This is a genomic window from Celeribacter sp. (genome assembly GCF_048270365.1).
Taxonomy (GTDB): Bacteria; Pseudomonadota; Alphaproteobacteria; order Rhodobacterales; family Rhodobacteraceae; genus Celeribacter.
The window spans coordinates 15,737-40,635 of the sequence record NZ_JBLWTA010000015.1 but is presented as its reverse complement, the minus strand read 5'-3'; the positions used below and the strand labels follow the sequence as shown (position 1 = coordinate 40,635).

At 58.8% G+C, this 24,899-nt stretch carries 23 protein-coding genes; 16 read left to right on the top strand and 7 right to left on the bottom strand.

The window, feature by feature from the left end:
- From ACN0X0_RS17605 to ACN0X0_RS17590, 4 genes are all read right to left on the bottom strand, one after another.
- Entirely contained in the window at positions 1-960 is a 960-nt protein-coding gene (locus ACN0X0_RS17605; RefSeq protein ID WP_417280225.1) for a branched-chain amino acid ABC transporter permease, read from the bottom strand.
- Position 961: 1 nt separating this feature from the next.
- The gene (locus ACN0X0_RS17600) at positions 962-1,891 is read right to left on the bottom strand and encodes an SMP-30/gluconolactonase/LRE family protein (protein WP_417280224.1); all 930 of its coding nucleotides are present in this window, start codon (positions 1,889-1,891) and stop codon (positions 962-964) included.
- An 80-nt stretch (positions 1,892-1,971) separates the two neighbouring features.
- A complete protein-coding gene (locus tag ACN0X0_RS17595; RefSeq protein WP_417280223.1) occupies positions 1,972-3,204 on the bottom strand; it encodes a branched-chain amino acid ABC transporter substrate-binding protein in 1,233 nt (410 codons plus the stop codon).
- A 363-nt stretch (positions 3,205-3,567) separates the two neighbouring features.
- The gene (locus ACN0X0_RS17590) at positions 3,568-4,305 is read right to left on the bottom strand and encodes an SDR family NAD(P)-dependent oxidoreductase (RefSeq protein ID WP_417280222.1); all 738 of its coding nucleotides are present in this window, start codon (positions 4,303-4,305) and stop codon (positions 3,568-3,570) included.
- A 156-nt stretch (positions 4,306-4,461) separates the two neighbouring features.
- Between ACN0X0_RS17590 and ACN0X0_RS17585 the strand changes: the two genes are divergently transcribed.
- Positions 4,462-5,238, top strand: coding sequence for an IclR family transcriptional regulator (locus ACN0X0_RS17585; protein ID WP_417280221.1), 777 nt, complete (start codon positions 4,462-4,464; stop codon positions 5,236-5,238).
- 30 nt (positions 5,239-5,268) lie between these two features.
- Here ACN0X0_RS17585 and ACN0X0_RS17580 read toward each other — a convergent pair whose 3' ends face one another.
- Positions 5,269-5,619, bottom strand: a complete 351-nt coding sequence (locus ACN0X0_RS17580) for a fumarylacetoacetate hydrolase family protein (RefSeq protein ID WP_417280220.1) — start codon at positions 5,617-5,619, stop codon at positions 5,269-5,271.
- Between the two features lie 461 nt (positions 5,620-6,080).
- On the opposite strand from ACN0X0_RS17580, the gene ACN0X0_RS17575 reads away from it, so the two are divergent.
- Both ACN0X0_RS17575 and ACN0X0_RS17570 read left to right on the top strand, forming a co-directional pair.
- Positions 6,081-6,242, top strand: coding sequence for a hypothetical protein (locus ACN0X0_RS17575; protein ID WP_417280219.1), 162 nt, complete (start codon positions 6,081-6,083; stop codon positions 6,240-6,242).
- 198 nt (positions 6,243-6,440) lie between these two features.
- On the top strand, positions 6,441-6,674 hold the full coding sequence (locus tag ACN0X0_RS17570; RefSeq protein ID WP_417280218.1) for a hypothetical protein: 234 nt from the start codon (positions 6,441-6,443) through the stop codon (positions 6,672-6,674).
- A gap of 326 nt (positions 6,675-7,000) precedes the next feature.
- Here the strand turns inward: ACN0X0_RS17570 and ACN0X0_RS17565 are convergent, their stop codons facing one another.
- Complete coding sequence (locus tag ACN0X0_RS17565; protein WP_417280217.1) at positions 7,001-7,849, bottom strand: helix-turn-helix domain-containing protein; 849 nt, start codon at positions 7,847-7,849, stop codon at positions 7,001-7,003.
- 237 nt (positions 7,850-8,086) lie between these two features.
- On the opposite strand from ACN0X0_RS17565, the gene ACN0X0_RS17560 reads away from it, so the two are divergent.
- Together ACN0X0_RS17560 and ACN0X0_RS17555 are read left to right on the top strand one after the other, a co-directional pair.
- Positions 8,087-10,159: a TonB-dependent siderophore receptor gene (locus ACN0X0_RS17560; protein ID WP_417280216.1), complete on the top strand. Its 2,073-nt coding sequence runs from the start codon at positions 8,087-8,089 to the stop codon at positions 10,157-10,159.
- A gap of 2 nt (positions 10,160-10,161) precedes the next feature.
- Entirely contained in the window at positions 10,162-11,775 is a 1,614-nt protein-coding gene (locus ACN0X0_RS17555; protein ID WP_417280215.1) for an enterochelin esterase domain-containing protein, read from the top strand.
- Between the two features lie 63 nt (positions 11,776-11,838).
- On the opposite strand, the gene ACN0X0_RS17550 is transcribed toward ACN0X0_RS17555, so the two are convergent.
- Entirely contained in the window at positions 11,839-12,936 is a 1,098-nt protein-coding gene (locus ACN0X0_RS17550) for a LacI family DNA-binding transcriptional regulator (protein ID WP_417280214.1), read from the bottom strand.
- A 105-nt stretch (positions 12,937-13,041) separates the two neighbouring features.
- On the opposite strand from ACN0X0_RS17550, the gene ACN0X0_RS17545 reads away from it, so the two are divergent.
- From ACN0X0_RS17545 to ACN0X0_RS17495, 11 genes are all read left to right on the top strand, one after another.
- Positions 13,042-13,941 carry a ribokinase gene (locus tag ACN0X0_RS17545; RefSeq protein WP_417280213.1) on the top strand — a complete coding sequence of 300 codons (900 nt, stop codon included), beginning with the start codon at positions 13,042-13,044 and terminating at the stop codon, positions 13,939-13,941.
- Positions 13,934-14,095, top strand: a complete 162-nt coding sequence (locus ACN0X0_RS17540; RefSeq protein ID WP_417280212.1) for a hypothetical protein — start codon at positions 13,934-13,936, stop codon at positions 14,093-14,095. Before ACN0X0_RS17545 ends, ACN0X0_RS17540 begins: the two co-directional genes overlap by 8 nt.
- Positions 14,092-15,012, top strand: coding sequence for a dihydrodipicolinate synthase family protein (locus tag ACN0X0_RS17535; RefSeq protein WP_417280211.1), 921 nt, complete (start codon positions 14,092-14,094; stop codon positions 15,010-15,012). Before ACN0X0_RS17540 ends, ACN0X0_RS17535 begins: the two co-directional genes overlap by 4 nt.
- 297 nt (positions 15,013-15,309) lie before the next feature.
- Complete coding sequence (locus tag ACN0X0_RS17530; RefSeq protein ID WP_417280210.1) at positions 15,310-16,260, top strand: dihydrodipicolinate synthase family protein; 951 nt, start codon at positions 15,310-15,312, stop codon at positions 16,258-16,260.
- Between the two features lie 13 nt (positions 16,261-16,273).
- Positions 16,274-17,227 carry a phosphoglycerate dehydrogenase gene (locus tag ACN0X0_RS17525; protein ID WP_417280209.1) on the top strand — a complete coding sequence of 318 codons (954 nt, stop codon included), beginning with the start codon at positions 16,274-16,276 and terminating at the stop codon, positions 17,225-17,227.
- Between the two features lie 75 nt (positions 17,228-17,302).
- Positions 17,303-17,815 carry a TRAP transporter small permease gene (locus tag ACN0X0_RS17520; RefSeq protein ID WP_417280208.1) on the top strand — a complete coding sequence of 171 codons (513 nt, stop codon included), beginning with the start codon at positions 17,303-17,305 and terminating at the stop codon, positions 17,813-17,815.
- Positions 17,815-19,092, top strand: coding sequence for a TRAP transporter large permease (locus ACN0X0_RS17515; protein WP_417280207.1), 1,278 nt, complete (start codon positions 17,815-17,817; stop codon positions 19,090-19,092). The genes ACN0X0_RS17520 and ACN0X0_RS17515 overlap by 1 nt, the downstream gene beginning before the upstream one ends.
- A gap of 56 nt (positions 19,093-19,148) precedes the next feature.
- Complete coding sequence (locus ACN0X0_RS17510; protein WP_417280206.1) at positions 19,149-20,153, top strand: TRAP transporter substrate-binding protein; 1,005 nt, start codon at positions 19,149-19,151, stop codon at positions 20,151-20,153.
- Between the two features lie 128 nt (positions 20,154-20,281).
- Positions 20,282-21,907 carry a fucose isomerase gene (locus ACN0X0_RS17505; protein ID WP_417280205.1) on the top strand — a complete coding sequence of 542 codons (1,626 nt, stop codon included), beginning with the start codon at positions 20,282-20,284 and terminating at the stop codon, positions 21,905-21,907.
- 111 nt (positions 21,908-22,018) lie between these two features.
- Entirely contained in the window at positions 22,019-23,644 is a 1,626-nt protein-coding gene (locus ACN0X0_RS17500) for an FGGY-family carbohydrate kinase (protein WP_417280204.1), read from the top strand.
- 224 nt (positions 23,645-23,868) lie between these two features.
- Positions 23,869-24,879 (top strand): substrate-binding domain-containing protein, encoded by a 1,011-nt coding sequence (locus ACN0X0_RS17495; RefSeq protein ID WP_417280203.1) that lies wholly within the window; start codon positions 23,869-23,871, stop codon positions 24,877-24,879.
- Positions 24,880-24,899 lie beyond the last annotated feature (20 nt).

The window sequence follows — 24,899 nt, the reverse complement described above, 5'->3', positions numbered from 1 at the left end:
TCAGGCGCGTTTGCCGAACAGGCCCATGGGCCGGAAGATCAGCACTGCGACGAGCAGGAGATAGGGAATGACCGGACCGATCTGGGACACGGACACGTTCCAGATGTCGGAGACGAGCGCGCCGAGAGCGGCGGGCGGTTGCGTGACACCAACGAGGCCAAAGACATCGGCGACGGAGAGGTCGATGGCGACGGCAAAGGTCTGGATGAAGCCCACGAGAAGCGAGGCGACGAAAGCACCCGAGAGCGAGCCCAGACCGCCGACCACGACGATCACGAAGAGGATCGGACCAAGCGACATGGCCATAGAGGGCTGGGTGATCAGGATCGGGCCGCCGATGACACCGGCGATGCCCGCCAGTGCGGAGCCGACGCCGAAAACCGACATGAACACCAAAGGCACGTCATGGCCCAGCATCGAGACCATTTCAGGATGGGTGAGCGACGCCTTGACCACCAGACCCACGCGGGTGCGGGTCAAAAGCAGGGCGAGGGCGGCAAAGATCGCGACGGACATGATAAGCATGAACAGGCGAAACGCCGGATATCCGGTGCCGAAAATCTCGAAAGCGGTGAAATCGAGCGCGGCAGGGATTTGATAATCCATCGGGCTGCGGCCCCAGATCATCTGAACCGCTTCCTCGATCACAAAGGCCACGCCGATGGTGAACAAAAGCTCGCCCAAATGGCCGAATTTGTGCACACGGCGCAACCCATAGCGCTCGATCAGCGCGCCGACGAGGCCGACCAGCAGAGGCGCAAGGATCAACGCCGGGAAAAAGCCCACGTATTTCGAAATCTCAAAGCCGAAATAGGCGCCGATCATGAAGAAACTGGCATGCGCAAAGTTCAGCACACCCATCATCGAGAAGATGAGGGTGAGACCAGACGCAAGCAAAAACAACAGCATGCCGTAAAGCGTGCCGTTCAACAGGGAAAATGTGATGACTTCCGCGCTCATGTTACAGCCCCGAAAAATTTGGTTTGAGGCCTGCACGCGGCCAATCAACTGCGATCAGCCGCCCGGAGCCGGAAAGGGTGACATAGGCGGTCTTCATATCCGGTCCGCCAAAGGCCAGATTGGTCGCAAAGGCATCCGGCATCTCGATGGTCTCGACCTCTTTGCCCTCGGGCGAAATCACAGTGATGCACCCCGGCGTCAGGCCGGCGCAGCAGATGTTGCCATTCGCCTCGACGGCCAGGCTGTCATAACGCTTAAAACCTTCGAGTTGCGCCAGAACGGCTTCGCCCGGCTCGAAAGGATTAGGTTTGCGGATCTCGCCCGCGCCGGTGACATCATAGGAATAGAGACGCCCGGTCTCGGTGTCTGCGACGTAAACCGTCTTTTCATCAGGCGACAGTCCCACGCCATTCGCGGTGGTGATCGGATAGGCGATGGTGGTGGCAAAAGAGCCGTCCGGCTTGCCATAATAGAGCCCGCCATGCACAAAACTGCGCTCCGTGCGGGTGCCGTGATCGGTGAACCAAAGCCCGCCATCGCGGTCGATGACGATGTCGTTCGGCATCAAAAGCGGATGACCGTCGATCTCGCGGTAAAGTTCGGTCACAACACCCGTCTCAAGATCCACGCGTTCGATGCGCCCACCGGAATACTGCGGATTGCCACCCACCGGCTGGGTCACGCCGCCCGGATCACCCCAGGCAAAGCCGTCACCGTTGTTACAGATATACATTGCCCCATCCGGGCCGACCGCTGCGCCATTGGGCGCACCATCGAGTTTGACGAGCACCTCTTTCGTGCCGTCGGGCCAAACCTTGGTCAGGCAACAATTCTTGATCTCGCAGACGATCACAGAACCGTCCGGCATCACGACAGGGCCTTCGGGGAACCCGAGACCCTCCGTGATGTCTTTATAGGGATAATGCGTCATAAGTTCTCCTTTGTCCGCCGACACGACAGACAAGGCATGGGGGCTCTGCGCACCCCATGCCTTCTTTTTTTGATCGGGTTTTACGGGCGTTTCATCTCGCAGGTCGTCGGAAGCGTAATCACATCCGCCGGAACAATCGCCACGTTCTCCCAGCCCCAGCCCGTGCCTTCTTCGTCCAGCGTACCTTCCGGCACATCAACGAATTTCGACACGGCCATTTGGGTGATAATCTGGTGATCGTCAGCCCGGCTGTGAGCGGGGGCACCGTAAACCGTTTGGAACTCGATGCCCTCGAGAGCCGCAATCAGATCGTGAACCTCGTTGGACCCGGCTTTTTGTGCCGCTTGCGTCAGGGCGCGGATCGCGGAGGTGTCGCCCGGAAACGCCGAGGCGGATTGCCCGGTTTTCTCGCGGTAGCCTGCTTCAAACGCGTGGAGTTCTGCACTGTCGATTCCGGCATCGCCATCGAAGATGGAGTAGACTTTGCCGTCGAGGCCGGATTGCGCCATCGCGGTCGGTGCGCCCGGACCGGTGGAGAAATAGGTGAACCATTCGGCCTCAAGACCGCCTTCGCCCGCCGCTTTCAGCACCAGCGCCAAATCGGCACCCCAGTCGGAGGTGATCACGGCCTGCGCGCCGGATGCTTTGATCTTCGCGATATAGGGCGTGAAATCGGTGATCTTCTGAAGCGGATGGGTGTCGTCGCCGACCCACTCGATGTCCGGGCGAGCCTCGCCGACCATCTCGATCACGGATTGACGCGTGGTCTGACCGGAGGAGCCTTCGGCGTTCAGAAGATAAACTTTCGTGATGTCCGTCCGCTCGGTCAGGTAATGCGCGAGGCCTGCGGTTTTCATGTCAGCGTCCAGCACCCAGGAAAAGCTGTAATAGCTGCATTTCTCGCCGGTGATCGCCGGATCGTGGGAGGCCCCGTCAAAGACGATAACCTGATCGTCTGGATTGCGGCGGTTGTGTTTGTTGACAAAATCAACAAGCGCGAAAGTGTTCGAAGAGGAGACGGATGTCTGAAGAATGCGTGCGCCAGCGTCGATCGCCTTTTGCGCCTGAATTGCGGTTTCCTGAGCCGACATCTTATTGTCGAAGGTCAGGATTTCGATCTGTTGGCCGTTGATCCCGCCTGCCGCGTTCACTTCATCGACGGAGTAGCGCAGCACGTTTTCGATCCGCTCGGTCACCATCGCGGCCGGGCCCGAGAACGGGTCGATCATCGCGAATTTGAACGTGTCTTCGGCGAGCGCGCCTGTGGCCATCAGCGTGAGAGCGGATGCAAAAAGGATATGGGTTTTTTTCATAATGTCCTCCCGTAGACAAATCACTCGCGCCCGCATCGTGGTGCGGGTGCCGCCTTGCCGTGCGTTCTGAGCAAATCGTCAGTTTCTCCAATTGGCCGAAGCCATGGCACGCGCCCCTTGATCTTTGTGCGTTTGGGGCGAGTGTTCCTCCATGCTCTATATGCTGGAAAACTCGTCGAAAATGGTCAACTCAAATGTTCCACTATGTGGACTAAAAGAGAATTTTTTAAGCGAAAATAAAATTCTCAACCATGAATATTTTAAAAATAATTTATATTTTAAAGTGCTTTAAGGGGAAAATGTACCGAAAATGTTTTTGGACATTTTTGGTACGACTCTCAGGACAAGGTCCAAAGCGTGGACTTAATATGTCGCGCGTCCTCCCGACATATCGAAGACCGATCCGGAATTGAAGGAGCATTCCGGGCTGGCCATGAAGCATATCATCGCGGCGCATTCCTCGACCGTGCCAAAACGGCCCTGAGGGATTCGCGACAGGGAAAACTCAACCTGCTCGGGCGGCAGCTGTTCCATCAGGGGTGTTTTGATCAGGCCGGGCGTGAAACAGTTGGCGCGGACCTCTGTCAGGGCAAGTTCTTTGCCGAGCGATTTGGTGAAGCCGATGATGCCGGATTTCGCGGCTGAGTAGCTGGACGAGTTCGGATTGCCCTCTTTGCCCGCCACCGAGGCCACGGTGATAATGCGCCCGTAATTGCGCGCCGTCATGCCGTCGAGCACGGCGCGCGTGCAGAGGAAAACCCCGCCGAGATGGATGTCGATCACCTGCCGCCATGGGGCGAACTCATGCCCTTTCACGGGGTGCGTCGGTCCGGTGATCCCGGCGGCGGTGACGAGAATGTCGATCTTGCCAAAGGCGGCTTCCGTGGCGTCCCGCGCGGCTTCGACGGAGGCCTCGTCCGAGACATCGACCGCAAATCCGCGGGCGTTTTCTCCGAGCTCTTTGGCGGCGCTTTCGGCGTCCTTGAGGTCCCAGATTGCCACGTGCGCGCCTTCGGATAAGAGCCGTTCCGCCACGGCGCGACCGATGCCGCGCGCGCCTCCGGTGATGGCGGCCACCTGTCCTTCAAATCTCTTTGTCATGCGTTTCCTCCTTATGAATACTCACTATGTCCATTAATTTGACTCTTGAGTAGTGCGCTATGGCTTGTTTAAATAGGAAAGATTTGCAACCAAAAGCATGAAAATCGGAACATAATCCGTTGATAAGTCCGAATGATGGACGGTTTGAGTGACCCTATGGAAGAGACAAAAGACAAAAGCGGCAAAAGTCAGGTGGTGGAACGCACCTGTTTGATTCTGCGCGAACTCGGTCGGCATGGCCCGCGCGGTGCGCGTCTGCTTGACCTGACCGAGGGCACGGGGCTGAGCCGTCCGACGGTGCATCGCATATTGGCGACTTTGACGGCGGAACAGTTCGTGGAGCGCACGAACGGGCGGCGTTATCGCCTGTCTTCGATCATGTACGAATTGGGTCTGAACGCGCCGAGCCCGGTGGGCGATCCGGCGCGTTTGCGGCCGATCGTTCAGGCCCTTGCCGACCGCTGTGGTGATACGGTCTACCTTGCGATGCGCACGGGGGATTTTTCGCATTACCTGCTGCGCTGCGAAGGGGCCTATCCGATCCGCACCCATGTGGTCTCCGCCAATCAGACTCTGCATCTCGTGTCCGGCCATTCCGGGCGCTCGCTTCTGGCTTCGATGCCGGAAGATGAGGCCGAAGACGTGATCTTGCGCGCGACGCAGGACAGAAAGCTTTTTGGCGAGGCGACCCCGGACAGTTTGCGCGATGAGGTCGAACGGGTGCGTGAAAACGGCTATGGCTGGGCGCGCGATGTGACCTTTGTGGGCGTGGCCGGCCTGACCGTGCCGGTTCCCAATGCGCGCGGCAGCGCCTATCTGGCGATGTCGATTTCCTCGATCCCTCAACGCATGACACAGGAGCGTGCGATGGACATCCTGCCGGAGCTTAAGGCTACGGCTGCCGAGATTGCCGTGATGATTTCCAGCGACTAAAGCGCTCATTCGGCGCACTGGCCACCCTCGTCATTCTGTGTATGTCAGAACGGGGCTGATTTGTTCGCAGCAACGACCAAAGCCGATCCGGTAATCCTCGCCCTGAGCAAAACCGCGCAGGGTCACCGTGTCGCCGTCTTCGAGAAAACTGCGTTCTGTTCCATCCGAGAGTGCGAGAGGAGCGGCGTCACCTTGGCTGAGCTCAAGCATCGAGCCAAAGCTGTCGGGCGTGGGGCCGGAAATCGTCCCTGACCCCAAAAGATCACCGGTGCGCATCGGGCAGCCCGACAGGGCGTGATGGCAAAGTTGCTGGGCCGAGGAATAATAGAGTATCAGCGTGTTGGTGCGCGGCGGTGTCGGATTGGGGGACGGAAGGGGCATCGTTCTTATCTCCTCTCAGCGCGTGGTGAGGCTGTTGCGCAGCCCGGCATAGTCACTCAGCGTCTGCGCCGCAGGTTTTTCTCGCAGCCGCCGTTCCGCGACTGTCTTGGACATGGGCTTCTGCTGTGCTGGGACTGCTATGTGGCGGCTATCGCACCTGTGGCCGGGCTTGATGGTTTGTTGCCGATGATTGTCCGACTGACGGCACAGCGGACAGTCGCATCACAAAACGCTGTTGCGGCAGAGGAAGAGCTGCGCGCTGGTCGCGCCGATGATGGCCCCGACAATGGCCGAAACGCGGGAACTGAAGCTTTCGACCCCCACGCCCGAGCCGCCTATCATGGCTAAATCCAGTCACCATATGGCCGAGGGCTTCGTCTCAGAGGAAGCAGGGGACGCGGTCGCAGTTTTCCCGGCCAACAAACTGGGCGATTGAATTTGCGATCATCCCGGGCGGCGATTTGATAAACTGCGACCCGTCGTTCCTTGGCCGGTTCCAGCCCTATCAGTTCGACACGCTGGAGGACGCGGGGGCTTCCGCGCAAGGCGACGCGGCAAAGGAAATGCTCGCCCGTCTCAACCCGCAAGGCATCATAGGTCTGACGGTGGGATCGAGCTTTTAGGGTCGATCATTCCGCTCTCGATGCTGATGACCGTCTAAGGCGTTCTGGCCTATCAATCGGTGGCGGCGCTGTTCACCGCCGGTCTGATCCCCGGCCTTTTGATGATGGGCGCGTTTTTCCTCATCGTGGGCCTGTCTCGCGCGTATTGACCGAAGCCGGACGAGAGCTGGATGCCGAAAGGCACATGGTGCGAGATCGATGCCCGGGCTGATCTCGCTGACGATCATTCCAGGGTTGGTCTCCGACGCGATGATGCCCACGGAAGGGCGCGCGCTGACCGCTGTGGTGGCGCTCATTTTGGCCGAGATTGTATCTGGCGATGGGGTTGCCGGTGTCGAAGATGATGCAGGTGTTCCGGGACGCGCTGCCGTTCTCGCCGCCTTCCTGATCGTTTCGGCGATCATCGTCCTGTTGCTTTACCTGTACACATGATTGCCAGCCGCCGCCGGCCTGCAAGTCCACCCATATATGCCGCCTCGCGGCTCAACTTTCGGAGTGAAAAATGGAAGCGCACACCACATCCCCCGCCTTCGCCGCCAATGGGGCCGAGGTGCTCAGCTTTGCCAATGATACGGAATAAGGCCTCTCAAACGCCATCATCACCGGCAACGAACAGAAGAGGCTGCGGTTCGCGCAGGGCACCGAGGCGGTATGGAGAAACCCCGCGACATTGCCAGCACGGACGGTGATGGCGTCACGTCAGGCGAATGATCATCCATGAGGCTCTGTTGTGGCGCAGGGGGACTGCGTTACACGGGTCAAATCGCACTGTTGCGCAGCTTGTGCGGGGTCAGGCCAAAGGCATGACGAAAGGCCGTTGCGAAATTCTCAGGAGAAGCATACCCCGCAATATGCGCCGCCTGGGCCACGGTGAAACCGTCCTCCGACAAGGCGCGTCTCGCTTTTTCAAGCCGCTGCTGGCGCAGGAAATCGCTAATTGTTTGTCCGGTCCCTGCTTTGAAATGTCGCTGTATGGAACGACGATTCATACCCAGATCCAGCTCCATTCGCTCCAATGTCAAAGTCTGATCGAGATGCTTCAACATATAGAGACGGATCTTTTCCGCCACTGGGTCGGCACTGGCAACGCCATGCTGCGTGGGTGTGGTCGAGGCTTCCGCCAACACCCGACGGATCAGCTCCAGCCCGCGGGAGACTCTGAACAGTTCGGTTTGAACCGCAACCTGTGAAGGCGGTGGGTTTAGGATCTGCGTGCTCAGGCGCACAATTTGTTTTCCCGGCTGCCAGATATGCGTACTCAGCCCAGGGGTGGTGGTCTCAGACCATGGGGCTGTGGCTTCAGAGGACAATAACGCCAGCCAGTCATGTGGTGTCGCCAATGCAATTTTGCGAAATGGCGTTCCATAGGCATGTAGAAATTGCAAATCGGCTCGACGCACGAGACGCATCACAAAAGCGACCGGGGCTCGGCGCGCATCCATTTCAAAGATTTCACCATTGATGGCGAAGGACTGAAACCCGTCCAGCAAGACCATCAGCTGAAATTTTGGGTCGAGGTCGGTGAGCGGAGGGCGTTCGGGGTAATCGGCCAGCGCCAGATTTCTCACGCCGATTCGGAAATTTCCAGGGAAGATACTAACGGCCATTTCGATGCTTTGATGAGTCAGTGTGTCGCGTCTCCAAAGGCATGAGTCGCGCTGGCGCGGACCCCGCGAATGGACGTCATGTTTCAGGCAAGTTATCAAACCTGAGTGAAAAGCTCAAGAATACGCGCGACGGAAACTCAGGTGAAATCAAGCCTGTCCGTCAGGGGATGAAACATGAAGAAAACAGTGAAGAAAGTCGGTGGTTGCCGGCAGCAGACGTGTGTCTGGATCGGCCTTATGGCGACAACTGCGCTTGCGGGAATGGCACAGGCTCAGGAGATCATACACCTTGATCCGATCTACGTCGAAGGCGAGGGTCTTGAGAGTGATGGTGAAGTCGAGGGCTATGTGGCCAATACATCCTCTGCCGCGACGATCGGTGGCATGTCGCGTGTAGAAACCCCGGTGTCCGTTTCTGTTGTCGGTGCCGAGCAGATCGAGGATCAGGGGGCCACCTCTCTGGTCGAAGCGCTGCGCTACACGGCGGGGGTCTTTGGCGAATATCGCGGCACATCGAACCTGTCTGACGAAATCGTTCTGCGTGGCTTTGGGGATCGGGCCTTTGTGCCTAAAACTCTCGATGGGCTCTCCTTTGGCTCTGGCGGCCAGATTGATCCCTATTATTTCTCCCGTGTCGAAGTGGTCAAAGGTCCGAATTCCGTGGTGAGTGGTCAATCCACCCCCGGCGGGATGGTTGCCATGTCATCCAAACAACCGACGCAGGAGCAGGGCAATGAACTTCAGTTTGAATTCGGCTCCGATGACTATCGGCGTGTGAATGGCGATTTTCAGGGCGATCTGAGTGAGGACGGTTCCCTGTCGTATCGCCTGGTGACATCGGCCTGGCAGAAAAACCTGCAAGAGGAGTTCGACCAGAGCCGCTACCTTTTCGCGCCAACGCTGCGTTGGGAGCTGTCTGAGGACACCACGCTCACGTTCAAAGCACTGTATCAGGACGAACCCGAGGCCGGTCAGCGCGGGTTCATGCCCAAAGCTGGCACTTTGATCCAAACGTCAAACGGCATCTGGATTGATGAGGATTTCCAATCCTATGCCCCGGACTACGATTACGTGGAGCGCACCACCAAATCGCTGGGGTATGAATTGGATCATACTTTCGGGAACGGCTGGACCCTCAAGCATAGCTTGAACTGGAGTCAGATCGACATGGATCAAAGCCAGGTGGGTCTGTGGTCCTCCTCGGGTGATGATGCGGGCAACTACGATCTGTATGTATTCCGCGATGTCTCTGAACGCGAAAGCCTAACCGGGAAAGCTGCCCTGAGCGGGACTGTGATGACCGGCGCGTTGGAGCATGACATTGCGGTCGGCATGGATGTTTTGAAAAGGAAGACCACCGGGACTTATGACCGGTCCGGTGTCGTGTTTACCTATAATTTCGCGGATGGCACATCGCCCACCTTGGCGGAGATCGAGGCGGTTTCCCTTGACGCCTCTAACAGCGTAACGGACACAGAACTGACCCAGACCGGCCTGTTCGTTCAGGATCATGTGAGCTATCGCAACTGGGATTTCCTTGCGGGCCTTCGCTATGACTGGACGGAAACCTCTGCTGCGGAAACCTATGACGCAGAGGCACTGACCGGGCGTCTCGGCGTGTCCTACGGGTTCGGCAATGGGCTAACGACCTATCTGAGCTACTCCACCTCTTTCGAGCCGGTGACGGATACCGACGATGACGGCAATGTCTACGACCCGACAACCGCGCGCCAATGGGAGCTTGGGGCCAAATGGCAATCTGTCGATGGCCGGATGTTTGTCTCAGCTGCCCTGTTCGACATTCAGAAAAAGAACATCCTCGAAAGTTACACCGAAGAGGGTGAGACCTATACGGATCAGATCGGTTCCGTGCGCTCCAAGGGTGTCGAGATCGAGGCACAGGCCGAGGTCAATGAGCGTCTCTCCCTCATCGCGGCCTATGGCTATAACGACGGCTATTATGAAACCGGCGAGAATAAAGGGAACAACTTTTCCGCTGTGCCGGATCAGAATGCCTCGCTTTGGGTGAAATACGGGCTGACGGATGCGATCGATACCTCCTTTGGCATTCGTTACGTGGGATCGAGTTGGAACTCCTCGTCGAATGACTTCAAAGTGCCGTCCTATACGCTCTTTGATGCGGGGGTTTCTGCGGATATGGGCAAGCTGATCCCCTCGGCCCAAGGGGTCAAGGCGAAGCTGAGTGTGCAGAACCTGACGGATGAACGCTATGTCACGTCCTGTGTCCGCGAGTATTGCTGGCTCGGAGAGGGGCGCAACTGGGCGGCAACGCTGACATATGAGTGGTAAACATGACCTCTAAGCCATATCAGGCGGTCATCCCGACGCTCTTACTGAGCGCCGGGATTGGCTTTTGCCCCCCCGCCAACGCCGAAAATCTCGGGTCTGTTTCGGACAGCCAAATCCTGCAAATTGCTGCGGGAGAAAGTCAGGCCCTATACTCGCAAGCCGCGGCAGGAACCTATTTGCGGCTGCGGCTGCACAGTGAGACACAGCCAATTGACCTGACCCTTGTCGACGCGGATGGCACGCCGCTGCGCCAGCTTCTGGACAATGCTTTGGGCGCGCCACAGGTTCATGTCATCGTGCAGGACGGAGATTATTTCATGATCCGCAACGAAGGCTCAGAAGCAACTCAGATCACATGGGGCATCGAACGCAGCGTCTCTCCCGAGGAGATGTCCGGACCTGCGCCGAGCTTTCTCAGCCCCACTTTGACTCGGCTCAACGATCAGATCGCGGAGGGCGGGGGAACAGAGGCGTTCTGGGCAGATCGCGCCCGCGATGGCACGCCGATGATCGAACCGTCTTCTCGGGACGGGTATGTCATCGCCACCTTTCTGTGGCGGGGCACGCAACACAATGTTCGCCTTTGGGGTGGGCCGACGTATGATCACACCTGGTTGACGCGGCTGGGGCAAAGCGATGTTTGGTATGCCTCGTTCGAAATGCCCGTGACCGCGCGGCTGTCCTACGGGTTTGCCCCCGATGTTCCCCAATTCGAAGGCAGCGCACGGGAAAACCGGGTTGCCTTACTGGCCACGCTTCAAGCCGATCCGCTGAACAAATATCCGGTCTTTTCGCAAGCGCCCGATAGATTCGCGCAGCGCTCCATGGTCGAAGGTTCCAAAGCACCGGTTCAGCCCGGTCTTTCGGAGGTGACAGACCCGAATGCGCCCGCAGGCGCCCTCCGATCCTCGGTGCTTACAACGCCGGACGGGGAAAATCGGCGGGTGGATTACTACACGCCGGCGCATTTCGATCCCGACCGCACCGACACGGTGCTTTTGGTGCTGTTCGATGGGCCAAGCTATCAGACCGACCGTGCGCCGATCCCCCGTATGCTGGACCGGCTGATCGCAGAGGGTCGCCTGCCACAGGTCGTTGTTGCGCTGATCGACCCGGTGGATGGTGATCAGCGGGGTGTCGATCTGACCTGTAACCCCGAGTTTGCGGATCTTCTCGCGGGAGATTGGATGTCACAGATCGAAGCCGCGCTCGGCATTGCCCCGGATGCGGCGCAGCGTGTTCTGGCGGGGTCGTCCTATGGCGGGCTTGCGACCGCTTATATCGCCCATCGTCACCCGGATGTTTTCGGCAACGGCATCGTTCTGTCCGGCAGTTTCTGGTGGGCTCCGGAGGGCTATGACGGGCAGGGGCGCCCGTACATGTCACAGCTTTGGATGGACAAGGCGCCGGAGGTTCGGCTTTGGATGTCTGCCGGACTTTACGAGACCGGGCGCACACCCGGAACCGTTTCCATCCTCGAAACCACGCGGCATCTGCGTGACATTCTGACATTGCAGGGAAAGGATGTGACCTATCGCGAATATGCGGGCGGGCATGACTATCTGGTCTGGCGCGGGGCATTGACCGAAGGGTTGCTCGACCTTTTCGGTCAATGAAACATGGCGGGCCTGCGCGGCGGGCCCGTCAGAATTCTCGACGCCCCGCCGATGTGGGCGTTCTTAGGCAGAAATCATGTGTTCTGGGTCAGAGTGTCGGGGCGGGGCGGCGATGGATTGTCTGAGCACCAGCCGAGGCTCCACGAGGCTGTGTGAAATGCTGAGGTCATTCAGCTTGAGCCGTTGCAGAATCTGATGCGCGGCCTCCACGCCAATGACGTAGTTGTCGATTTCCGCGGTGGACAATGGTGGCGAGGTCATTTCGGACATCGCTGTGTTGTCGAAGCCGCTGATTGAGAAATCTTCGGGCACCTTGAGGCCCAGTTCCCGCGCGCGGGACAGGGCGCCAATCGCCTGTGTGTCGTTGCCGCAGATGATGGCTGTGGGGCGTTCCGTCAAGGGCAGGCGCATGAGAGCATCAAGGCTGTCGGCACCGTGTTTGAGGCTGCCATCGCCGATCAGGATGCGGTCCGGGTCAAGGGCGATACCGGCCTCTGACAGGGCCAGTTTTACCCCCTCAAGACGTGCCGCGACACGTGTGTTGCCCTCGACCTGCTGAAAGATCAGGCCAAATTTTTGATGCCCGGCATCCAGATGAACGCGAGTCAATGCGGCGAAAATTTCGTCGTGGCGAAATCCGATACAGGGATGCGGCAGATCAGAGCCGTAGATGTAGCTCAGAACATAGGGCGTCTTGTGGACTTTGAGCTGTTGAAAAAGCATGTCGGGATAGTCTTCGCCCACGAGCATCAGGCCCTCGACACCATGTTGCAGCATGGCGCCGACCTCAGCCAAAGCGTCCTCGCCGGAGTACCGCGAACAGCCGAGAAAGAGCCTGTATCCGTGCTGGGTGAGGACATCTTGCATCCCCAACACCTGACGGGCGAAGATTTCGTTGTCGAGCGTCGGGATGATCGCGCCGAGGATTCGCGTCCTGTTGGTCGCCAGAGCCCGCCCGGCGGCGCTCGGCACCCAGTTCAAAAGCTCGGCTGCCGCGAAGATACGTGTCCTCACGGTTTCGCTCACGCGCTCCGGGTCATTGAAGGCGCGGCTGACTGTCGCAGTGGAGACGCCGGCTTTTTCCGCGACCTGACTGAGACTTGCGCCTGTTTTGCGCGACCTGTTGCGGCGGCGTTTTGGTTGTGTGTCGTCGTTTTGCACGGGTCCTCCAGTCAGATGAGTATGTCAGGTTTCGATGTCCGGTGGAAGAAAGCGGTTGACCCATATTGGGCAGATATGTAAGCGCTTACATAGGAGGAGACAACTATGCTCACGGTTTTCGGCTCGATCAATCTTGACCTGTTGTGCAGGGTGCCTCGTCTGCCGGACGAAGGTGAGACTCTCAGGATGACCGCATTGCAGACGATGCCGGGCGGCAAAGGCGCCAATCAGGCCGTCGCGGCGGCGCGTGCCGGTGCGAATGTGCGCATGATCGGTGCTGTCGGCCAGGACGCGGCGGCGACAGAGGCCCTCTCGGGGCTCGTTGCGTCCGGGGTCGATCTGTCCGGTGTTGCACGTATCGAAGATCAGCCCACGGGAACGGCCATCGTCCTCGTGGAGCCGGGTGGCGACAATCGCATTCTGATCGCTGCCGGGGCCAATGATCACGTGACCATGTCGGATGCGGATCAGGATGGTTGGCTGTTGCTTCAGATGGAAGTGCCGGTTGAAAGTCTCGTTCAGGCGATCAACAGCGCCACGGCCTCTGGCCAAAAGGTCATGCTCAACCTCGCACCTGCCGCGCCTTTTCCCCGCGCCAGCCTCGAAAAACTCACGCTTCTGGTGGTGAACGAAGGCGAAGCCACGGAACTCAGTTTGCAACTCGGGTGTAGGGCAACGGCGGAGGCCCTGTCGGAGGCGCTTGGGACCGCTGTTTTGCGCACCCTTGGGGGCGCAGGAGCGGAATGTTGCGGCCCCATGACCTCCGGTGTGCTTGTGACCGCGGCGGCGCCCTCCATCCGGCCTGTTGATACGACAGCGGCCGGGGACACGTTTATCGGCTTTCTCGCCGCCGCCCTCGATGCGGGCCAGCCTATCGGGGCGGCCATGGAACGCGCGGTGCGGGCGGGCGCGCTCACCTGCCTCACACGGGGCAGTCAACAGTCCATTCCCGATGCTGCCGCGCTCGATGCGGCGACATTCGAACAGGAGAGCTTGGATGCGTAGCGTCAAAGCCCTTCTGGTTCAGCACCCCCGTGAGCTGCAGGTTCCGGGCGTGACCACGCGATGCACGATCGCGCCTTTCTCTGGCCTGTCGGGTGACATCGACGGGCTGCATCCCTCTTTCGCCATCTCTCAGCTGTTTGGAGCTTCGGTATGACACGTTCTTTCTCGGGGATTATCCCCGTCATGATCACCCCCTTTCTCGACACTGGCGAGATCGATGCCGAGGGGCTGACGCGGCTTGTCGATTGGTACATCGACCACGGGGTCGACGCCTTGTTCGCGGTGTGTCAGTCCAGTGAAATGCAACATCTGTCGCTCGCTGAGCGGGTGCAGCTGGCCGAGCTGACGCTGAAGGCTGTGCGGGGCAGGGTGCCGGTGATCGCATCGGGCCATGTCAGCGACGACATGGAGGCCCAGCTCGAAGAGTTGAAGGCCATCGCGGCGACCGGCATGGACGGGATGGTTCTTGTGACCAACCGACTCGGGCTTGGCGAGGCGTCCTGGCAGGACGATCTCGATTGGCTTCTGGAGCGCTTGCCGGAAGACTTGCCGCTGGGGCTTTACGAATGCCCCGCGCCGTTCCGCCGTTTGCTGAGCGACGAAGAACTGGCCTATTGCGCCGGGACCGGACGGTTTGGTGTGCTCAAGGATGTGTCCTGCGATCTGCCGACTGTGACGCGCCGGGTGGCGCTGACCGAGGGCACGCCGCTGCGCATCGTCAACGCCAATGCGGCGATTGCGGGTGCGGCGATGAAAGCTGGCGCGCGCGGGTTCTCGGGGGTGTTCACCAATTTCCACCCGGACCTCTACCGCTGGCTGATGGCCGAGGGGGAGGCCCATCCGGAACTGGCCGAAGACCTGACGATTTTCCTCGCGCTCGCGGCCCAGACCGAACCGATGGGTTATCCCAAGCTTGCCAAGCTGTATCACCAGCGTCTCGGCACATTTGACGGCATTTCGAGCCGGGCCGCCAATTTCGATATCGAAGAGCGGTTCTGGGCGCTGGTCCCGACGCTGGAACATATCGAGCGCGGCACCGAGAGTTTCCGCGCCCGGATCGCAGCGCTTTAACCGACAGGGCAGAGTCTGAACGCGTAGAAATCTGTCCGGCAGCTCATTTAAAACAACTTGATCTGCCGGATATGTCACATTAGTGTCGCCATGCTAACTCGAATTAGCAAAGAGATTCTTTGGGAGGAGATCACGCAGGTGCAGGAGAAGATTCTCTGGCTCTGCGAGGACACACCCCCAATTTGTGCCTGCGACCTGTGCGTAGGCATTTCACGGCAAAGCAGCGCAGTTCCATGCCGCTCCTCTTGAATATGGGCGCGAACTGTTGGCTGGAGACTGATAAGAAGAGGATGGGTCATGCAGAATTCTGACAAAGCCAAAATTGGCTCGCAATATGGGGTCTGGCCCGTCATGCTGACGCCATTCACCGAGAATTACGAAATCGATTGGGCCTCTTTGGAGCGGTTGATCGACTGGTATATCGACGCTGGCGTGCAGGGGCTTTTTGCCAATTGCCAGTCCAGCGAAATGTTCTTTCTCGATGCGGCCGAATCTCTCAAATTGACGCAGTTCGTGGTCGATTACACCGCAGGGCGTGTTCCGGTGATTTCTTCCGGCCACACCGCTGGATCTGCGAGCCGTCAGATCGAACAGATTCAGGCCCATGCCGAAACCGGGATCGAAAGTCTGATCCTGATCAGCAACCGTCTTGCATCGCAGGATGAGGGCGATGATGTGTTCTTGCGCCGCCTCGCGGATATCACGGCACATATCCCCGAGACGGTGAGTGCGGGACTTTATGAGTGCCCCTATCCGTACAAGCGTCTTTTGTCCGATGAGGCGGTCAAATGGTGCGCTGACTCCGGGCGTTTCAGCTTTCTCAAGGATACCTGCTGCGACCCTGAGATGCTGCGCCGCCGGGCCAAGCTGGTGCAGGGCAGTCAACTCCGGATCATGAACGCCAATGGCCAGACGGTTTTGGAAAGCCTGAAGGCGGGCTGCCATGGCTATAGCGGTGTCATGGCCAATTTCCACCCGCGTCTGTGGGTGTGGTTGGTCGAGAATTGGGACAAAGAGCCGGAAAAGGCGCAGACTTTGTCGGATTATCTGTCATCTGCGGCTATGCTCGAATATCTGGACTATCCGGTTTGTGCCAAAGACTATCAAAAGCGCATTGGCAATTTCACCACGGATCTGAGCCGCACCCGCCCGATTGGTGGATACTATCAGGGCCATTTCCCGCACACTGTCACGCGCACCCTCGCATTGGGCGATCAGGTTGCTGACATGCTTGGCATTGAACTCTAACGGAGGAAATCTCATGACCTATCGAGTCCTCGTGACCGCAACGAACTATTCGGAGCTCTGCAAGGAGGCGAAGGCCCTCTTGCTCGAGAATGGCTGCGACGTCATCGAGAATGACTTTGGCCGTCCGATGACATTTGACGAGCTCAAAGACCGCGTCGCCGATGTCGATGCCGTTGTGGCCGGTGTCGATGATTGGAATGAGGATGTGTTTAAAATCGCTCCGAACCTCAAAGCCATCGCGCGTTTTGGGGTCGGTGTGGACAACATCGACATCGAAACCGCGCGCAAATACGGGATTTCCGTGACCAATGCGGCAGGTGGAAATTCCAACGCCGTGGCGGAACTGACCGTCGGTCTTATCATCTCTGCGATGCGCAGCGTGCCCCAGCTTCATGCGTCGACGCGTGAAGGCAAATGGGATCGTTTCGTGGGCGATGAGATCATCAATCGCAAGATCGGGATCCTTGGGTTCGGCAATATTGCGCAAAGCATCGCGAAGAAGCTTCAGGGCTTTGATGTAGACGTCATGGCCTATGACAAGTTTCCGAATATGGCAGCGGCAGAAAAGCTGGGCGTCACGATGGTGGATGCGGATACGGTTGTCGCAGAGGCCGATGTGCTGTGCATGATGCTGCCAAGCCTGAAGGAAACCCATCATTTCATGAATGCGGAGACTTTCGCGAAGATGAAAGACGGGGCCTATTTCATCAATACCGCGCGTGGCGCTTTGGTGGATGAGGCGGCGCTGGCCGAGGCGCTGACCGGTGGCAAACTGCGCGCCGCCGCGATTGATGTCTATGAGACCGAACCGACCTCTGTCGACAATCCGCTGTTCTCAATCCCCAACATCCTGACCACGCCGCATACCGCCGCCGAGACCTATGAGACCTATCACGGCGTTGGCCTGATCACAGCACAGGCTGTTCTGGACGTTCTGGCGGGCAAAACGCCGAAGAACCTTCTCTGAGAACGGTAAGGGAGGCGCTTCACTTGCCCGTAGACCCTGCGGGCAGGTGGCAAGAGTACGAAGGGAGGACTGACTGTGAAGTTTGTCAGATATCTGGATCGCAACCTTGAGAGATCCTTGTTGACGGTGATCCTTGTGACGATCTCGATCACGTTGATCGCGCAGGTTTTCATGCGCTATTTCCTGGCCAGTCCTTTGGTATGGGCCGAGGAGCTTTCCCGCTTTTTGCTGGTCTGGTGCACCATGATCGGCAGCAGCTATGCCGTGAGAGAATCCCGACACATCATCGTCGATTTCGCACCCGTGATGTTCGGCAAGCGTTCCATTACGTTTTTCACCCTAGTTTCGCATCTTGGCGTGCTCGCCTTTTGCATCACGGCGCTCTACTACGGCGTCCCCTTTGTGGAACGCGTCAGGTCCATCGGGCAGCTGTCGCCGACGCTGAACCTGCCCATGTGGCTGGTGTATCTTGCCTTGCCGGTGGGCATGGCCGCGACCGCCCTTCGGACGTTGCAGGCGATCTATCTTTTGCTGATCAAGCCGACCCCGTCCGATGATCACGATGAAACCAACACAGAGGTGATGTGATGTATCCGGTTTTTGCTCTGGCCTCTTTTGTCATCCTGTTGTTGGTGACGGTTCCTATCGCCATGTCTCTCGGGCTGGCGGCCTTTGTCCCCGGCTGGCTCGGGGCACCGATCAACCCCAGTCAGGTTATTCGGACGATCACGACGTCGATCGATTCCTTCCCGCTGCTCGCGGTGCCGCTCTTTATGGTGGCTGGCGACATCATGACGACGGGTGGTCTTGCGCGCCGTTTGTTCAGCTTTGCAGATGCGCTGCTTGGCCGGATGAATGGCGGTCTGGCGGTCTCGACCGTGGTCGCCTGTATGTTGTTCGGCGCGATTTCCGGGTCCTCGCCGGCAACCGTGGCCGCGATCGGTGCGATGGCGATCCCTTTGCTGACCAAGAATGGCTATGACAAACGCTTCTCGACGGTGTTGGTGACGACGGCAGGGACGCTGGGTGTCATCGTGCCGCCGAGCATTCCGATGATCATCTACGGCATGGCGGCCAATGTTTCGGTGAGCCAGCTGTTCATGGCGGGCATTTTCCCGGCACTGACCATTGGTACGCTGCTTTCGGGCTATGCCTTCTGGTATGGAACGAAGCACAAAGACAAAATCACGACGACGGCGGGTCAGGTGTCGATTGGGAGGGCATTCCGTGAGAGCTTCTGGGCGTTGATGGCGCCGGTTGTGGTTCTGGGCGGGATCTATTCCGGCACTTTCACGCCGACAGAGGCCGCTGCCATTGCGGTGGCTTACAGCACCATCGTCTCGATCTTTATCTTCCGTGAAATGACCTTTGTTCAGTTGTTCAACACCATTGGCAAAACGACATTGATCATCGCGCCGATCCTCGTGATCACGGCGACAGGTGCGGCCCTGGGGCGGGTTTTCAACCTGCTGCGTGTGCCGAGCATGATCGGGGAGATGATCAATGGTGTCGTTAGCGAACCCTTGATGCTGTTGCTTTTGATCAACTTGATGCTGCTGGTCGTCGGGATGTTTCTGGAAACCTTGTCGGCGATCATCGTGCTGACGCCGATCCTTCTGCCGATCCTTGCGCCCTATGGTATCGATCCGTTGCACTTCGGTCTCATCATGACGACCAACCTCGCAATCGGGTTCGTGACACCGCCGATCGGGGCCAACATCTTTGTCGCGACGGGGCTCACGAAAGTCTCGGTGGTCGATATCTGCAAGGGGCTGCCCATCCCCCTGACGCTGCTTTTGATCGGCCTCGCGCTCATCACTTATGTCCCCGGACTCTCACTGTGGCTCGTTGGGGTGATGAACTGATCTCGCCAGCTGTCCTTTTCTCGAATTGACGATCTCATATCAAAGGAGGAGACCTTATGAACTACGTCAAGAAACTGCTTTCCGGAGCGGCCGTTGCGGCGGCCACCTTCACCAGCCCGGCGTGGGCTGCGGATTATACGATGATCATGGCGCATACGCTGTCGGATAAAGAGCACCCGATCTATCAGGCGTTCCTTGAGCTGAAATCGCTGATCGAAGAACGTTCCGAAGGTCGGATCGAAGTGCTCGACCAAGGCGGCGGTGCGCTTGGCGGCGACCGTGAAATCATGGAAGCGACCCTGTTTGGCGACATCCAGTTCGGTCCCATGTCCACCTCTGGCGCGACCCAGTTCATTCCCGAACTGTCCGTGTTCGACATCCCCTACGTGATGCCCAGCGATAGCGAAGCGCGTCGTGCGCTCGTCAATGACGGTGCGCTTGCCGAGGCGATTTCTGAGGCGCTCGACAAAAAAGGTCTGCGCTACGAAGGCATCATGAACGGTGGCTTCCGCAACCTCACGACGGCGGACACCGAAGTGCATACCCCGGCTGATATCGCGGAAGCCGGTCTGCGCATCCGGGTTCAGGAAAATCCGGTGCACGTGAAAATCTGGTCCGATCTGGGCGCCGCTCCGACGCCGATTTCCTTCCCTGAACTCTACGGTGCGCTCCAGCAGGGCGTCGTGGACGGGCAGGAAAACCCCTATGGTCACATCCTCTCTCAGCGCTTCTACGAAGTGCAGGGCTATCTGACCAACACGAACCATATCTTCCTCGCGAACATCTCGATGATCAGCAAGGACTGGTATGAATCCCTGCCCGAAGATCTTCAGAAAGTTGTGGACGACAGCTTTAAGGACGCGACCGATTTCCAATGGGAATTGCAGGCGCAGCTTGAGGAAAGCCAGCGTGCGCAGCTTTCGGAGCATATGACGATCGTGGATCTGTCCGAGGAAGAAATGCAGCAATTCCGCGAGCAAACAGAGGGCGTTGCGGACCTCGTGCGCGAACGCGCCGGTGATGAGATCGTTGACATTCTCATGACCGAAGTCGGCCAGTAACAGGCGACCGAACATAAAAGAAAAGCCGCATCTCAAACGTTTTGCGGCTTTTCTCTCTCGCAGGATGCATCGCTGAATCCTCTCTCATCCGCGAGAACACTCTCACAATCATTCATGAAGGTAGGCATATGAGCTCGTCCCAAAAGGTGTATCTCGTTGCAAGCGGCGATCTGCGCGAAAGTGCAAATGTCAAATGTTGGCCCGCGCAACAGGAACTGGAAACCCAACTGACCGCAGAAATCGAACGTCTGGGCGGGCAGGTGGAGCGCGCGCATCCGTTTAAAGAGCACCTCGGTCACGGATTTATCGCCAGCCAGAAAGAAGGCCTTGATGTTTTCGAACACATCGACCGCAAGGCGCCGCTGATCGTTGCCGAGGCCGTGTGGCAATATTCGCTTCATGTGCTGCCGGGGCTGATGGCGCATGAAGGCCCGATTTTGACGGTTGGCAACTGGTCGCCGACCTGGCCGGGTCTTGTTGGGCTTCTCAACCTGAACGGCTCCATGACCAAGGCAAATGTGAAATATTCCTCGCTTTGGACTGTTGATTTCAAAGACGAATGGTTCCTGAGCCGTCTCGCGCAATGGCTGCGCGATGGCGAGGTGAGCCACGACACCTCCCATGTCGCCCCCTACAGGCCGAGTGCGGCGCAAGACACCCTGTCTCAGGCCAAGGCCATTGCAGAGGACCTGCGCCACCGGCGGTCGATCATGGGGGTCTTCGACGAGGGATGTATGGGCATGTACAACGCCATTATCCCCGATGAATTGCTCTTCCCGCTGGGGGTCTTCAAAGAGCGTCTGTCGCAATCTGCTCTCTATTTCGAAACGACGCAGGTGTCTGACGTCGAGGCGCAAGAGGTGTTCGACTGGCTGGTCGAAAAGGGCCTGACCTTCCATTTCGGTGACAACGGCGCCGAAGATCTCACCCCTGAGCAGGTGCTGGTCCAGTGTAAGATGTATATCGCCGTGGTGCGCATGGCGGAGAGCTACGGATGTGAAACCGTCGGCATTCAGTATCAACAGGGGCTCAAAGACCTGTTGCCTGCGTCCGATCTTGTCGAGGGGCTTCTGAACAATGCCGAACGGCCTCCGGTCAAAGGCGCAAAAGGCGAGATCATCCGGGATGGCGCGCCGATTGTGCATTTCAATGAGGTGGATGAATGTGCCGGGCTTGACGCGCTCTTGATCAACCGCGTTCACAACGCCTTGGGCCAGCCGCTCGAAACCACGTTGCATGACATTCGCTGGGGCGATTTCGACCCGACCGGGACGACGGAGGACTATGTCTGGACCTTCGAAATCTCCGGCGCAGCTCCGGCGGCCCACCACGAAGGTGGCTATGCGGGATCGTCCTCGATGCGTCAGCCGGCCATGTTCTTCCCGTTCGGTGGCGGCACGCTGCGCGGCATTGCCAAGCCGGGTGAAATCATCTGGTCCCGGATTTTCGTCGAAGGTGGTGCGCTGCATATGGACATCGGACGCGGCAAGGCGATTTCCCTGCCCGAAGAGGAAACGGAACGCCGCTGGACCTCGACCGACTATGCGTGGCCGATGATGCACAGCGTGCTTTACGGTGTGTCCCGCGACCAAATGATGGCGCGGCACAAATCGAACCACATCCAGGTCGTCTACGCCACGGATGCCGCAAAGGCCGATGAGGCAATGCGCGTGCGGGCCGCTCTGGCGCATGAGCTTGGCATTCAGGTCAATTTCTGCGGCACCGCCGCCGATGGCCGCGAGTTTGTAAGCTAAAGCGCCCGGCACATCACAAGGCGCGCGCGAGAGGGTCGGGGCGCATCAGGTGCGCCCCACTCCGCAGTCGGCGGGGTGATGTGCAGTGACAGGCAAGAAAGGAATTGACGCATGAGCGAGTATTTCATCGGGGTTGATGTGGGCACCGGCAGCGCCCGCGCAGGGGTGTTCGATGCGGACGGACGGCTTTTGGGGGTGGCAAAGAAGGACCTCCAAATCTGGAAGAGTGCCGGCGGTCATGTCGAACAATCTTCCGAGGATATTTGGCAGGCGATCTGTTTTTGCACACGCGAGGCGGTGAAACAGTCCGGTGTCGATGCCTCCGCTGTCGTCGGTCTTGGGTTTGATGCCACCTGTTCTCTGGTGGTGCTCGATCCGCAAGGGACACCGCTTGCGGTGGGAGCCTCGGAAGACGCCGCGCGCAATGTCGTCGTCTGGATGGATCACCGTGCCACGGAGCAAGCCCGCCGGATCAATGAGACCGGGCATGAGGTCCTTCGCTATGTGGGAGGGCGCATCTCCCCCGAGATGGAAACGCCAAAGTTGCTTTGGCTGAAAGAGAACCGCGCCGATATCTATAAGCAGGCAGGACATTTTTTTGATCTGGCCGATTTCTTGTCGTGGAAAGCCACCGGCTCGACCGTGCGGTCCGTGTGTACGGTGACGTGCAAATGGACCTATCTCGCGCATGAAAAGCGCTGGGACGAGAGCTATTTCGAGGCCATCGGCCTTGCGGATCTCGCCCGCGACGGGTTCCGGCGCATCGGCACGGAGATTGCCGATATTGCAACGCCGCTCGCGCAGGGGCTGACCGCCGAGGCTGCAGGCGAGTTGGGATTGGCGCAGGGGACCGCCGTGGGCGCTTCGTTGATCGACGCGCATTGTGGTGGGGTGGGCACGTTTGCCTGTCGCGGTCCTGATGGCGAAGACCTGCCGCCGGAAACCCAAATGGCGCTGATCATGGGCACCTCTGCCTGTGCGATGACCTTGTCTCGTGATCCGAATTTTGTCGATGGCGTTTGGGGGCCCTATTATGGGGCGATGATCCCCGGCTGGTGGCTTTTGGAGGGCGGACAATCCGCCTATGGCGCGGCGCTCGATCATTTGCTCAGCCTGCATCCCGCTTATCCTGACATGATGCGCAAGGCCGCGGAGGAGTCTCAGTCGTTGCCGGTGTATCTCGAGCACCGGGTCTTGGCTGAGGGGCTGACGGTGGAGACCGCCGCAGATCTGGCGCAGGGCTTGCATGTCGTGCCGGAGTTTCTCGGCAACCGTGCGCCCTATGCCGATCCCAATGCGACCGCCGTGATCAGCGGGCTGACGCTGGATGCCTCCGAAGCGAGTTTGTTGCAGCTCTACGTGGCCGGTTTGTGCGGCCTGTGCTATGGCACGCGTCAGATCATTCAGGCGGAAAAGGACAAAGGTCTGCCGATCGAGACGCTGGTCGTGAGCGGGGGGGCGGCGCAAAGCGCGCTCTTGCGCCGGATTCTGGCGGATGCCACCGGGATGAAGGTGGCCCTGCCCCGGACGCAGGAGCCGGTGTTGCTGGGTGGCGCGATTGTGGGGGCGGTGGCCTCTGGTCGTGCGCCGGATCTGCAAAGCGGTGCGACACAGATGTCTGCAATTCAGGAAATCACAGTGCCGAACACGGCGTCTGCCGCGCTGCACCAGCGCAAATACGAGGCGTTTTGTCTGTTGCAGGACGCGGATCGCCAAATCCGAGCGCTGTCGTTGTGAGCGCGGCCTCCCGCGACACAGGTTTTGAGAACCTGAGGGCGTCGGTGGTGTGAAAGATTGCGGCGACGGAAGTTTGTGCTAGGGAGTCATGCCAAGCAAACAGGTTTCACACTGGGCCTGACCGGCATGTGCCCGGGGCGTATCGCCCCATTTATATCTGGTGGTTGCGGCTTGTGGTCTCAATGAGGCTGACAAGCCGCTGATCTGTGTAAGGACCTGTGAGCATGGCAAAAACGATCTCGGAGATTTCAGAGGCCACAGGGTATTCGCGGACGACGATCACGATGGTGCTCAATGGGCGGGCGGAGCAATATCGGATCAGCAAACGCGCCCAGAAAATCATCACAGACTATGTGGCGAAACACGGGGTCACGATCAACCAAACCGCGCGCAATCTGAAGACCAGCCGCAGCCGCACCGTCGGATTCATTGCCCCCGATCTGGCCAACACCTTCTTTGCCCGCATCATGGCGCGTCTGGAGGAATACTGTCGCGCCGAAGATCTGGTTCTGATCACGACCTCCAGCCGGGAGAGCCCGCAGCTCGAACAAAAGGCGTTGCGCAGTTTGCTTGAGCGTGGTGTGGACGGGCTTGTCGTTGCGCCATGTTCGCCGCTTCAGGCGCAGGCCGCGCAAAGGTCCGCAAAGGCGGTTCCGCTTGTGCTGATCGACCGCGATTATGACGTCCGGAGCTTTCCGGTCGTGTCCAGCGACCACGAGGCCAGCGCACGTCAGCTCACCCGCGAAATGATCTCATCTGGCGTCGCAAATATCGCGTTTCTCTGTGGTCACCCGGATATTCCCAGTGTTCAGGCCCGGATGGACGGGTTTCGGGCCGCCATTGCAGAGGCGCAGTTCGGCGTCGACGACACACAGCTTTTGTCCGATGAGGAGGACAGTGTCGAGGCCGGGCAGCGGATGATGCAGGCTTTGCTGCAGGACCCGCAAAAGAGGCCGGCGGCCATTCTCTGTTCATCGTTGCTGGTGCTCGAAGGGGCGCTCTATCAGCTGAAACTTACCACGGGTTCGATCCCGTCTGAGATGATGATCGGGGCGTTCGATTATGACGGGATGCTGCATTCTCTGCCCAATCCTGTGGTGATTGCGCGGCAGGATGAAGACGCTTTGGCCAAAGCGGCTTTCCAGCTTTTGTTCCAACAGATGCAAAGCGACGCGCCGATTGGCAACAGCAGGGAGATTTTTCCTGCTGAGATGATGCGCCTCGACACGCCGTAATCCCTCCTGTGCGGCCCGCG

Bases quoted from the DNA above. Each gene is read 5' to 3' on its own strand.
- ACN0X0_RS17540 (WP_417280212.1), top strand. From the start codon at position 13,934: ATGCGTAGCGTCAAAGCCCTTCTGGTTCAGCACCCCCGTGAGCTGCAG.
- ACN0X0_RS17600 (WP_417280224.1), bottom strand. From the start codon at position 1,891: ATGACGCATTATCCCTATAAAGACATCACGGAGGGTCTCGGGTTCCCC.
- ACN0X0_RS17510 (WP_417280206.1), top strand. From the start codon at position 19,149: ATGAACTACGTCAAGAAACTGCTTTCCGGAGCGGCCGTTGCGGCGGCC.
- ACN0X0_RS17525 (WP_417280209.1), top strand. From the start codon at position 16,274: ATGACCTATCGAGTCCTCGTGACCGCAACGAACTATTCGGAGCTCTGC.
- ACN0X0_RS17565 (WP_417280217.1), bottom strand. From the start codon at position 7,849: ATGGCCGTTAGTATCTTCCCTGGAAATTTCCGAATCGGCGTGAGAAAT.
- ACN0X0_RS17530 (WP_417280210.1), top strand. From the start codon at position 15,310: ATGCAGAATTCTGACAAAGCCAAAATTGGCTCGCAATATGGGGTCTGG.
- ACN0X0_RS17590 (WP_417280222.1), bottom strand. From the start codon at position 4,305: ATGACAAAGAGATTTGAAGGACAGGTGGCCGCCATCACCGGAGGCGCG.
- ACN0X0_RS17580 (WP_417280220.1), bottom strand. From the start codon at position 5,619: ATGCCCCTTCCGTCCCCCAATCCGACACCGCCGCGCACCAACACGCTG.
- ACN0X0_RS17595 (WP_417280223.1), bottom strand. From the start codon at position 3,204: ATGAAAAAAACCCATATCCTTTTTGCATCCGCTCTCACGCTGATGGCC.
- ACN0X0_RS17535 (WP_417280211.1), top strand. From the start codon at position 14,092: ATGACACGTTCTTTCTCGGGGATTATCCCCGTCATGATCACCCCCTTT.
- ACN0X0_RS17585 (WP_417280221.1), top strand. From the start codon at position 4,462: ATGGAAGAGACAAAAGACAAAAGCGGCAAAAGTCAGGTGGTGGAACGC.
- ACN0X0_RS17515 (WP_417280207.1), top strand. From the start codon at position 17,815: ATGTATCCGGTTTTTGCTCTGGCCTCTTTTGTCATCCTGTTGTTGGTG.
- ACN0X0_RS17495 (WP_417280203.1), top strand. From the start codon at position 23,869: ATGGCAAAAACGATCTCGGAGATTTCAGAGGCCACAGGGTATTCGCGG.
- ACN0X0_RS17505 (WP_417280205.1), top strand. From the start codon at position 20,282: ATGAGCTCGTCCCAAAAGGTGTATCTCGTTGCAAGCGGCGATCTGCGC.
- ACN0X0_RS17500 (WP_417280204.1), top strand. From the start codon at position 22,019: ATGAGCGAGTATTTCATCGGGGTTGATGTGGGCACCGGCAGCGCCCGC.
- ACN0X0_RS17560 (WP_417280216.1), top strand. From the start codon at position 8,087: ATGGCGACAACTGCGCTTGCGGGAATGGCACAGGCTCAGGAGATCATA.
- ACN0X0_RS17555 (WP_417280215.1), top strand. From the start codon at position 10,162: ATGACCTCTAAGCCATATCAGGCGGTCATCCCGACGCTCTTACTGAGC.
- ACN0X0_RS17605 (WP_417280225.1), bottom strand. From the start codon at position 960: ATGAGCGCGGAAGTCATCACATTTTCCCTGTTGAACGGCACGCTTTAC.
- ACN0X0_RS17570 (WP_417280218.1), top strand. From the start codon at position 6,441: ATGCCCGGGCTGATCTCGCTGACGATCATTCCAGGGTTGGTCTCCGAC.
- ACN0X0_RS17545 (WP_417280213.1), top strand. From the start codon at position 13,042: ATGCTCACGGTTTTCGGCTCGATCAATCTTGACCTGTTGTGCAGGGTG.